We start from the raw sequence: 10,717 nt of genomic DNA, 5'->3' as shown, positions 1-10,717 counted from the left end.
GCGCGCCACTGGCGCGCGTGCCTTGGAGCGCCCGCGCCGCTGGCGCGGGCTGGGGCGCGGAGCGGGGGTTGGGGTGAGGGTACGTCCGCCGCCGAAGCATCCAAGCCATGACCCAACAGACCGCACGCCCGATCAGCGCTGTGCACACGCCCCGCTCCTCTCGGGGCGGGCAGACCCCGCTTGCGCACACTGGCGCGCGTGCCTGGCAGTGTCTGCGCCACGCCGCGCGGGCCGGGGCGCGCAGCGGAGGTTGGGGTGAGGGCGCCTGCGCTCAGGAGGCGTCCACCCCATGAACCACCCAACCCTCTTCAACGCCCTGATCAAGGCCGACGCCCTGCGCCCGCTGGATCTGGCCTTCGCCCAGAGCCTGCAACGCCTGGCCCCGGACACTGACCCCCAGGTGTTGGCCGGCGCCGCACTCGCCTCGCTGGCCGTCACCAGCGGCCACGCAGGGCTGGACCCCAGCCGCGCCGGCATGCTGCTGGACGCGCGCGAGGGCCCAGCGCCCGCACTCCCGGACCCGGGCGATTGGCAACGCACCCTGGCCGCCTCGCGCTGGGTCGACCAACCGAATCCGCAAGATCCCGCCGCCGCCGACTGCCCGCTGGTCCTGGAACACGGTCTGCTCTACCTGCGCCGCTACCGCGAGTACGAACGCCGCCTGGCGCTGGGCCTGCAACGCATTGCCGCCCAGTCGCCGCCGCCCTTCGACGCCGCCACGCTGGCACCGCTGTTCGTGCAGTTATTCCCGAACGCAGCCGCCTCATCCCCTCTCCCCCCGGGAGAGGGTGCCCGAAGGGCGGGTGAGGGGACGGGCCTGCCCGAGCCATCCGTCGACCAGGAAGGTACGGCCCCACCGGCCCTATCCCACCACCCAGACCGCCAGGCCCAGGCCGCCGCCCTGGCGCTGCGCCGCACCCTGCTGCTGGTCACCGGCGGCCCCGGCACCGGCAAGACCACCACCATCGCCCGCCTGCTGCTGCTGCGCATCGCCCAGGCACACGCATCCAACACCCCGGCCCCGCGCATCGCCCTGGCCGCGCCCACCGGCCGCGCCGCCGAGCGCATGGCCGAAAGCCTGCGCTTAGCAGTCGCGCGCGCCATCGCCAACGGCATCGACCCGGCCCTGGCCGATGCCCTGCCCAGCGGCGCCAGCACCCTGCATCGCCTGCTCGGCGTCATCCCGGATTCCCCGCACTTCCGCCACAACGCCGACAACCCGCTGCCGTTGGACCTGATCGTCGTCGACGAAGCCTCCATGGTCGACCTGCCGCTGATGTGCAAGCTGGTCGAAGCCGTGGCCGATGGCACCCAGCTGATCCTGCTCGGCGACGCCGACCAGCTGCCCTCGGTGGAAGCCGGCGACGTGCTCGCCGCCATCCTGCAGGCTGCCGGCCCCGGCGACGCCCTGCAGCCGCAGGACGCACAGGCGCTGCAAGCGCTGCTCGGCAACGCGCCCGGCGACACCACGCCCGGCGCCAGCCACGGCGGCGGCCTGGCCGGCCACCGCGTGCACCTGCTGCGCGGCTACCGGCAGGCGGACGACTTCGCACTGGCCCCATTGGCCGACGCCGTGCGCGCCGGCGACGCCGACACCGCCCTGGCCCTGCTGCGCAGCGGCGAGCTGGCCGGCGTGCACTTCCACGAAGATGGCGAAGACCCGCTCACCCTGGGCCGCGACGCACTGCTCGCGCACTGGCGCGCGCTGGCCGACGCGCAAGACCCGGCCGCCGCCCTGCGCGATGCCGCGCGCCTGCGCCTGCTCACCGCCGTGCGCGCCGGCCCGCAGGGCGCACGCGGCCTCAACGCCCGTATTGAACAACTGCTGGCCGAAACCGGCTCCGGCGCGCGCCGCCTCGGCGCCGCCTCGCCCTGGTTCCAGGGCCGCCTGCTGCTGATCACCGAAAACAGCTACCGCCACGGCCTGTTCAACGGCGACGTCGGCATCTGCCTGCGAAGCGACGCGAGCCCCTCTCCGGGGCGCAGCGACGAAGGCGCCTCTTCAGGGCCAGGCCAGCCCGTTGGCACCGCCAGCCGCCGCGACCCAGGCACCGACAGCTGGGCCCAAGGCCCGTTGGTCGCCTGGTTCGAAGGCGACGGCGACGGCCAGGTGCGCGGCTTCCACCCCGCCGCACTGCCCGCGCACGAAAGCGCCTTCGCCATGACCGTGCACAAGGCCCAGGGCAGCGAATTCGACACCGTCTGGCTGCAACTGCCCACCCGCGACGCCCGCGTGCTCAGCCGCGAACTGCTCTACACCGGCATCACCCGCGCCCGCCGCGCCCTGCACCTGGCCGGCAGCGAAGCGGTCATCCGCAGCGCACTCGCCCGGCACGCCGCGCGTATCTCGGGTCTCGCGTGGCGGTTGGGGGCGCAGCAGCAGGCGGCACCCGCCAAGCCAGCAACAGAACCATCCACTGCGTTGCCCGTGCAGGGGTCGTTGTTCTGATTAAGGGTGTTCAACGAAAGTGGAGTGACAGCAAGCGTCAGTTATCCGAAATCTTCGGATGACTGCTGCCTACGGAACCTGACTGACCACTCAGCCATGACGGCTTGCGTCATATGACGGATCGCGTTATGGTTACAGCATGATCAGGAGCTTTGTCGACAAGGAAGCCGAAAAGATCTGGATGGGTGAGCGCTCCCGCCGGTTGCCGGCCGACATCCAGTCGGTCGCGCGCCGCAAGTTGCGCATGCTCAACGCTGCCGCGCACCTCGACGATCTGCGCATTCCGCCCGCCAACCGGCTGGAAGCGTTGAAGGGCGAGCGGCGCGGGCAGTACAGCATCCGGATCAACGACCAGTGGCGCATCTGCTTCCGATGGATGGAGGGCGATGTCGCCGAGGTCGAAATTGTCGATTACCACTGAGCACGAGGCATCTGTCCATGACAGTCCTACCCAACATCCACCCTGGCGAAATCCTGCTTGAGGAGTTCCTCGAGCCGATGGGCATCAGCCAGAACGCACTGGCGCGGGCTACCGATGTACCGCCGCGCCGCATCAACGAGATCGTGCTGGGCAAGCGCGGTATCACCGCCGACACCGCCGTGCGCCTGGCCGCAGCGCTGGGCACGACCGAGCGCTTCTGGCTGAGCCTGCAAGCCGATTACGAGCTGGAACAGGCGCATCGCGCGCTGGGCGATCTGCCATCGCGGATCAAGCGGCTGGCGGCTTGAGGGGAAGGGTGTCTCGCACGTCACTCTGACAACAGAGCAGGCCCAGTGACCTGTAAGGCGTGTCGATCGCGGAGCAGCGCAGCGTGATCGTGCGCAGGCAGGAACGCGCACACTGATGCTTGGTGTCATCCAAAAAACGCGAGGCCAGGCCTGCGCCTGACCTCGTCTGCCGTCTGGCAGGCCGGGCGGCTTACTTGCCCTTCTTTTCCTGCTTGGCCGCGCGCTTTTCCTTCAGCGTCTTGGTCGGCTCTTTTTTCTGGCTCTTCTTCTGGTCCATCCCCTTGCTCATGACACCCTCGTAGTTGCTGGATTGATCGGTCGGGCAGCGCCATGACCCTGGCGTGCCTGCGCACTGTACGGCTTGCGCGGGGTGGAATGGCAGCGGCAGCGCAAGGCCGGGCGACGGGCGGTGTGTCCGGCCCGGCGCCCGCGCGACGCAGCGTGCACCAGTAGCCCCTTCGGCGTGGCCGGCTAGGCCACAAACGCAAACGCCCGCGTGCGACCGGCAAGGTCTGCACGCGGGCGCTGGTGACAGCGGTGGGCTTACTTGGCCGGCACGCGCTGGTACTGCTCGCCACCGGTGTTGAGGTGGCCGTTAGCCGCGTCGATGGCGAAGTTCACCGTCTCGCCATCGTTGGTGACCTGCAGCGCCCCGTCCTTGTAGACCGCCGGGTAGCTCTCGGTCTTGGGCTTGCGGCTGAAGAATTTCGGCGTGGTGCTGCGGACCATGAAGGTCTCGCCATTGCGCTCGATGTCCATCGTCTCTTCCTGCGTCTGCACGTTGACCCAGTGGCCGACGAACTTCTCGCCCTCCTCCTTGACGCAACCGCTCACCAGCAATGCCGCGGCCAGCGCGGTGCCCATCCACTTCATCATCGTATGTTCTCCAGTTGAGTCTGGAGCCGAGAATGGCGGGTGGGGGATGTATGGGAGGTCAAGGCCTAGCAACAGCGGCTTGAATGTGAGAGCCGCTCATGTCGCTGAGAACTCGATTTGAACCACGTTAACTGCAATTGCATGGACCACGCCGAGCATCATGCGGTCCTAAATATCGAGTCAACTAAGCGGCTTCCAGCGCCGACAAGTTTTGAAAGGACTCTTAGCTGCTCCCTGCTGGCGATGTTACTCGTTGGATTAGGATAGTTGAGCTTATGGTCTACTTCACCCCAAATCTCCTCGAACAAAGTTCGCACTTGAATCTCACAGCATAATGGTGAATCGGCGCGAGGCTTTACGAGGTAGTGAACGCTGGTGTAGTAGGTGTCCCGTAGTTCAACGTGCAACCCATGCCCCGCGAAAAACTCTTGGGATTCAGGATCCCACGTAAAAGCTTTTGCTGGCTCGGCCAATACCCAATCATTTTGACTGATTTTTTTAGTAATCGCACTATGAATTTCATTGAACTGAGCTTGATGGAGATGGAGAATTCTGACTCCGGCAAGGTCGGTTATCCTAGAGAAGAATTCGCTGTTGGTAAGATCGACATCGGCAAACTTTCTAGTCAGCTTGTCTCTTAAATGCTCTAAATCTTTAAGTCGATACCTAATCGAATGGACCGACTCTTTAGACACTAGTTCGTCATGTCCTAAAAACCATTGCCGTATGCCGCTAGCAAAGACATCGAATTCATTGCGATTTGACTTAAAAAGCTCAATCAGCTCCTGCATTCGTTCTGGAGTCATTGTGTGTCCAATACTTAAATGAGGTTGATTCGAGCTAAAACGGATGTTGCAAATTTTTGGTAGCTTTGCCTGGTTTCGAAGTATATTTCTCGATTTCCTCGTATCGTTGAGGCGTCGCCGGTCTCAAGCGAGTTTAAGTTGGGAACATTCCAAATCGGAGTGTGGTATTTTTGTGCCATGCCGGGTAGTGTGTTATGGCTGTGCATTACAGCCTCACCACCAACGGGCGCGTTGAGTAGTGCAGTAGAAAGATGGTCTCTTACCTGGTCTGGGATGTACTTGGTTATCGCTTCCGGTATTTGGAGCGCGTAATGATAATGGGCGGTGGCAAGATTCCAGGGATGATTTACTGCGGTGTACCGTTTTGCGTTGTAAATAGTGAAGCCTAGGAGCTTAATAAAATTCTCAGGAAACTCTGACCGTTTCTCATCGGATAATAACGAATACATCGTGTGAAACTGTTTTTTCCATCCTGCTAATGCAGCGCCAATGTTTCGTATGCCATAAAGCGAAAACATGTCTGGCATACAAGGGATCAAAAATCCATCTGTTGTGGAGATGATGACCTTGTTGAGCGCCCCAAGACTCGGAGATGTGTCCATGATGACAAATTCATAGCCGTGTTTGGTAGCGTATGCCTTCGCAAGGCTTCTAATTTTGGTGATTGTGCGAATAGCCTGTGGATCGCCTTGAAAAGCCTCACTCCAAAGCTTGCTTATCTTGTCCTCGTACATATGCATCGTGAGTCTGCCGGGAATAAGGCCAAGGCCATTGGCTAGCTCGTGCGGAGGCGGCAATGAAGGAATGTCTCCCACGCCGTCCTCCGTTGGTTTTAAGAGGAAATGGATCGAGCGCGGAGTGGACAATAAATCATTATACTGTTGAGGGTTGCGCGTTAACCTTGCTTTATCGAAGTCTTCAACAAACGCGTCCTCTGCTTCCCAAATGGAATGAATTAAATCTTCATCCATCCCAAGAATAGTTAGGTTGCATTGTGGATCAAGGTCAATAACAAGCGTGCGATGGCCTAAATTGGCTAGCGCGTGTGCAAAGTGATAAGTTAGGGTCGTTTTCCCCACTCCACCCTTGTTATTGAATATAGATATTGTTTTCATTTATTGACCTTAAAACTTTCTGGGGAGACAAGCCTGCGTCGCTCGAACTGATTTACCGACGGTGAGCATTTTGTGATTGAATATTTCGGCATCCGACGGTTTAAACTGATGGAATTGCCAATGAGAAACGGAAGAAACGGAGTCGGAAGAAACGGGGTCAGGTTCACTTACGCGGTTCCTCTGCAGCTGGGGAATTGACTGCAGCCGAGGAAGTCTTCGTTGGTGCGCCGGTTCCTTCGCTGTACTAGGGCGCTGCCGCAGTACGGGCAGCTTGGTGTGACAACGGACATCGAGATAGTGGACGCAAAGACGGGTTCGACGCGTGCAGACGTCTGTTGTGCTGCTGCCTGTTGCTGCGCCGCTCGTATCATTTCCAGCAGCCGTTCGCCATCAATCAATTCAATCGGCTTGCCTTCGGCGAAGCGCTCAGCGTCCTTCGTATAGGTGCCGATGCAGGCGATCTTGACCGCATGGGCCTGGTGATGCGCGAGCAGGCCGTACATCTCCCGCACGACGCTGACGCCAACCTGCTGGCGCTTCCACTGCTTGCATTGCACTAGCGTGCGGCGGCCGTCCTTGCGCAGGATCAGGTCGATGCCGCCGTCGGCGCCGCCCAGGCCGGTTTCTTCGACGCTGTAGCCCTGGCGGCGAAATGCTTCGCCCACCAATAGTTCGAACTGGCGCCAGCCGCCGGTGGACAGGCTCTCCAGTGTTGTGCGCGTCTCCAAAAAGCGCCGCCGGCTGCGTGTGCCCAGGTAGGAGAACAGCGCGGCAAGCCAGCAGACGCCGAGCAGCATCCACGCCAATGGCGCGAGCATCCCGCTCGATTGCTGGGCAATGCCCTGCGAAAGCATCCCGCCGTGTTGAGAAAACCACCAGCTTATGCCGTAGCGCACCGCAAGATACGCAGCGACTCCTGCAATCAAGCCAGCCGGCCACGGCAATGCAGCCAATGCTTCAAACCCGGTTTGCTTCTTTCTGCGTCCCATGCAAGAACCCCCGTCCCAGCTTCGACCATAGCCGCTGCAACAGGTTTTGTCAGCAGAGCATCTGCGCCGTTGCGAGCAATCTCCCACCAGACATCAGCCTCACGCGCTCGAAAGTGAGAAACCAAATTCTTGCCCCACAGCTTGAGGCCGCTTATGCGTCCATCAGCGCGCTCGCGTGCGTCGGAGTATTAATGCCCTCGCGAAACCTCAGGGCCAAACCTATTTCGTGCCCTCTCATACCATCCGGGGCGGCGGAGTGATCGATTGTTCGCGCTGCTGCTCTTGTTGCTGGGACTGTTGCTGCCGCTGTGTCTCACCCAAGGACTGCAATTGCGCCAGAGACTGTTCAACCGGCTGTGCGATGGCGTCGTTCGTCTTCATGTGCGCCATCTTGTGTGCGGGATCGTTCAACGCCCCCTCTACAACGAACAGGTTCTCGCCTTGTCGCACAGACTTATAGTTCTCGCTCAGCACGACATGATCGATTCTTGTCAGCCCATTCTCTTTAGCTAAGTACGCGCTACTTGCTGCCAGCCTTGCGCTGTTGTCGTCGTACTCCCTGCCGAGACCTTGCTCAAGGCGGCGAACGGCATCTTCGGCTTGGCGATGGAGCGGGTCCTGTGATGGAAGCAAGGAACCATGCCTAGGCACCACCGGCGGTTGATCATGCAGCGTTGGCTGCGCTGGTTCTTCCGACCCGCGCAATGGATTTGCACGTGGATCGACATGCAGCAATTTACGCGTTTGACCATTTTCGCTGATGCTCAGATCTGTGGTGCCGTCATCGTTGCGCATTCGCGCAAGATTCTGACGCTCAACACCGCTCCAAGCACCATTCAAGAATGCGTGACCCTGACCTGTCTTGTCCCAGGTCACCAAGTCGTTACCGGCAGCATAAAATCCAGCACCATTGAATCGCGTTGGGTCTGCCCGGTCTGTTGAAGCATTTTGATAGGTAGCGCCGCGATCCAGCGCGCTCACGAATTCTTCTGCACGGTTGTAGTGCAGAAACAGGTTTTTCACCGCATGGTATTCGTGCGCCAAGTTTTGGCCTGCCTGCGGCGCGTTGAGTGTTGTCGGGTCCACAAGCGGGTTGGCGGCTACATTGGTCCATACTGTTGCAAGCGGGCTACGCGAATCCGCATTGCGCAATGCATTTACCACATCGGCGCCCTCCAGCGCCTTGTCTCGCCCAGCTTCCAGATAGTCGCCACGTCCAGTCGCCCTTGGATTCAGATCATCAATGGCAGCACTCACATCCGCGAGCGAATGGTACTGATTTGCCTCAATGTTGCGGATCATCGGCGCGGTGCGCGTTTCGTTCTGGTTGTAGGCTTTCCCAACCATCGTCGCCAACCTAACTTGGTCGTCCAGAGACGCATTCTGGTAGAGCTCACTCCGCTGCAAGGGCGCGATAGCGCGATCCATCAACTTGTCGATTTGCGCCACATCGCGTTGATGTACCCAGCTGATGCCCTCGTTAGAAGAAAGGAATGTGTCCAGCTTGGATTTCACTTCAGCATCGAGCGGCCGACCGGCATCGACGCGGATAGCGCGGCCGTTACGGCCAAGATCGGCGATTGTCTGATCAACCTGCTGTTGGCTGAGAACAAGATCTTGCTGCTGTCCATGCGCCCATTGTTGATAGGCATTCACGAGGTCCCTTGGAACGTTCTCCCCGTTAGGCATGTTCGGCTGATAGTGCTGTCCCAAGTCAGTTTGGATAGTGCCGATCGTGTAGCCACTGTTGTCGGCCGGCTCTAGCAACGGTGTCCTGAGATTGTCGCCAGCGACCTCCAATTGATAAGCGGCATAGCCGCTTTCGGATGACACGCCGACAGCAAAGTACAGCGTGGCCCGCAACTCCTGATCTGTCAGCCTGCTCATGAGTCGCTCTCTGTGTCTGCACAGGTTTCGGATGGAATCTGCTTGCCCTTGATATCAGGGTGCAAGGCGACATCTCGCTTATATGTATCGCCGAACTTCTGGTAGCGCACCAGGGCCCCCTTTTCAAGAACGAAGTAATCTTCTTCCCCCGAAAAGTTGGGGCATGCCTCATAGCCTGCCTCGCCATCATCGCTGCAGTAGCGAACGTAGAGCTTTCCGCTACGCACATCCCCTTCCAATTTTCCGCCACCTCCACGAGCATTGGTCCCTTCGCTCCACTCTCCTGTGACATGGCTCTTCTGCTGATTGAGGTCAACGCTCAGAAAGTGGCCAGAGCCGCAGGCGGTGGCGTACGCCCACTTGTTTGCAAAGTTACCGACCGTCGCACCGGCCGGCGGCGAAGCATTCGAGCATGCTGCACTCAGCGCGACTACGGTGAGTGACATGCAACGCATGATCTTCTTGTTGAACTTTCTTTGAGCTGTCATTGAACGCTTCCTTGATCTGCGCAATCGGCGAGTCGGGCGTAGGGCACCGGGACTTTACTGCAAACAGCAGTTTTCAATTCGCTTACGGTAAGAAAAATCACAAGTAGGCTGTTGGTAAAATTCACTACTTAAGAACCGAAACGTTTCCGCGCGCGCAAGACCGGCTGGTGTCTGGAGCAACAGCGTATCCCCATTTCCTTGGTATAGAGCTGCGGCATTGCCTGACGTGGCGTCATGCGTATCGCCTGATGGTCACTCGTTGCGGTTGAGGCTTTTCTGTTCACCTTTGCGGAAATCAGGAGAGAACGGCAAACGCAGGCAGGGTACGATTCCAGCCCTCTCCGTGTGAGTGCGCCTTGTTGTGGTCATGCTTCCAGCACGCCCGATGCTTGATGGCCTCCCCGCCAGCCAGTTCCAGCTGCCATCCGGGCCCTGGTCCACGGTGTTGGAAGCGTTATGCGCGTGCTTTCCGGGTGTGGATGCCGCCACCTGGCAGGACCGCTTCGCGCGCGGGCGTGTGCTGGATGCCGAAGGCATCGCGCTTGATGCCTCTGCGCCGTATCGCCTGGGTGCCGAGATTTTGTACTTCCGCGAGGTAGTGGTCGAGCCGGTCATTCCATTTGCCGAGATGGTAGTGCATGCGGACGAGCACCTGGTGGTGGCGTCCAAGCCGCACTTCCTGCCCGTGGTGCCAGCTGGTGCGTACGTGCACCAGACGCTATTGACCCGTTTGGTGCGGCGCTTCGATAACCCCGCATTGGTGCCGCTGCACCGCATCGATCGCGACACTGCCGGATTGGTGTTGTTCTCTACCAACCCGTCCACGCGCGGGATTTACCAGGCGCTGTTCCGCGAGCGACGCATTCGCAAGCACTACCTAGCAGTCGCACCACCGCTGCCGGGGCTGACGTTTCCGTATGTGCATCGCAGCCGGCTGGAGCCGGGCGAGCCGTTCTTCCGTATGCGCGAGGGCGTGGGTGAGCCGAACAGCGAGACGGTGATCGATGTTGCCGCACGCGGCGTAGACACGTGGACGTACCGCCTGGAGCCGGTCACCGGGCGCAAGCACCAGTTGCGCGTGCACATGGCCGCCCTGGGTGCGCCGATCCTGCATGACCGCTTCTATCCAGAGCTGGAAGATCAGCGGCCCGATGATCCGGAGCGGCCGCTGCAGTTGTTCGCGCATACGCTGGCATTCGATGACCCGATCACTGGTGAGCCTCGGCGCTTCACCGCGACGATCGAACCGACAAAATCGGCTTGAGACGGGAACCTGCGCTTCGCTAAAAATCGGGCGGATATCTGGTTTTCAGATATCCGAAAAAGCGCGCTACGGTAGCTTTGCGGACATCCCGTCCGCTCACGTCGAGGACAGACG

The 10,717-nt window shown here is 60.5% G+C and carries 9 protein-coding genes and 1 pseudogene; 4 read left to right on the top strand and 6 right to left on the bottom strand.

All coding sequences use genetic code 11. The features are described 5' to 3' along the window. Positions 1-289: 289 nt before the first annotated feature. From recD to XarjCFBP7645_RS06025, 3 genes are all read left to right on the top strand, one after another. Positions 290-2,449 carry an exodeoxyribonuclease V subunit alpha gene (recD, locus tag XarjCFBP7645_RS06035; protein ID WP_104536559.1) on the top strand — a complete coding sequence of 720 codons (2,160 nt, stop codon included), beginning with the start codon at positions 290-292 and terminating at the stop codon, positions 2,447-2,449. Between the two features lie 139 nt (positions 2,450-2,588). Further along, complete coding sequence (locus XarjCFBP7645_RS06030) at positions 2,589-2,870, top strand: type II toxin-antitoxin system RelE/ParE family toxin (protein WP_016902142.1); 282 nt, start codon at positions 2,589-2,591, stop codon at positions 2,868-2,870. A 17-nt stretch (positions 2,871-2,887) separates the two neighbouring features. After that, a complete protein-coding gene (locus XarjCFBP7645_RS06025) occupies positions 2,888-3,178 on the top strand; it encodes a HigA family addiction module antitoxin (protein WP_104535401.1) in 291 nt (96 codons plus the stop codon). Positions 3,179-3,721: 543 nt separating this feature from the next. Here XarjCFBP7645_RS06025 and XarjCFBP7645_RS06015 read toward each other — a convergent pair. The 6 genes and pseudogenes from XarjCFBP7645_RS06015 to XarjCFBP7645_RS05990 all read right to left on the bottom strand — a co-directional run bounded on the left by XarjCFBP7645_RS06015 (position 3,722) and on the right by XarjCFBP7645_RS05990 (position 9,339). Next, a complete protein-coding gene (locus XarjCFBP7645_RS06015; protein WP_104536558.1) occupies positions 3,722-4,054 on the bottom strand; it encodes a hypothetical protein in 333 nt (110 codons plus the stop codon). Positions 4,055-4,212: 158 nt separating this feature from the next. After that, positions 4,213-4,860, bottom strand: a complete 648-nt coding sequence (locus XarjCFBP7645_RS06010) for a RelA/SpoT domain-containing protein (protein WP_104536557.1) — start codon at positions 4,858-4,860, stop codon at positions 4,213-4,215. 14 nt (positions 4,861-4,874) lie between these two features. After that, complete coding sequence (locus XarjCFBP7645_RS06005; RefSeq protein WP_104536556.1) at positions 4,875-5,975, bottom strand: ParA family protein; 1,101 nt, start codon at positions 5,973-5,975, stop codon at positions 4,875-4,877. Between the two features lie 167 nt (positions 5,976-6,142). Beyond that, the gene (locus XarjCFBP7645_RS06000; protein ID WP_104536555.1) at positions 6,143-6,964 is read right to left on the bottom strand and encodes a restriction endonuclease; all 822 of its coding nucleotides are present in this window, start codon (positions 6,962-6,964) and stop codon (positions 6,143-6,145) included. Positions 6,965-7,198: 234 nt separating this feature from the next. Continuing rightward, positions 7,199-7,591, bottom strand: a pseudogene (locus XarjCFBP7645_RS22175) (XVIPCD domain-containing protein); the annotation flags it as partial. Between the two features lie 1,256 nt (positions 7,592-8,847). Beyond that, complete coding sequence (locus XarjCFBP7645_RS05990; protein WP_080591321.1) at positions 8,848-9,339, bottom strand: hypothetical protein; 492 nt, start codon at positions 9,337-9,339, stop codon at positions 8,848-8,850. 385 nt (positions 9,340-9,724) lie between these two features. On the opposite strand from XarjCFBP7645_RS05990, the gene XarjCFBP7645_RS05985 reads away from it, so the two are divergent. Continuing rightward, a complete protein-coding gene (locus tag XarjCFBP7645_RS05985) occupies positions 9,725-10,603 on the top strand; it encodes an RluA family pseudouridine synthase (protein ID WP_181126189.1) in 879 nt (292 codons plus the stop codon). Positions 10,604-10,717 lie beyond the last annotated feature (114 nt).

Source organism: Xanthomonas arboricola (assembly GCF_002940665.1).
Lineage (GTDB): Bacteria > Pseudomonadota > Gammaproteobacteria > Xanthomonadales > Xanthomonadaceae > Xanthomonas > Xanthomonas arboricola_B.
The sequence above is the reverse complement of the archived record's forward strand: the minus strand, read 5'-3'. Positions and strand labels throughout refer to the sequence as shown.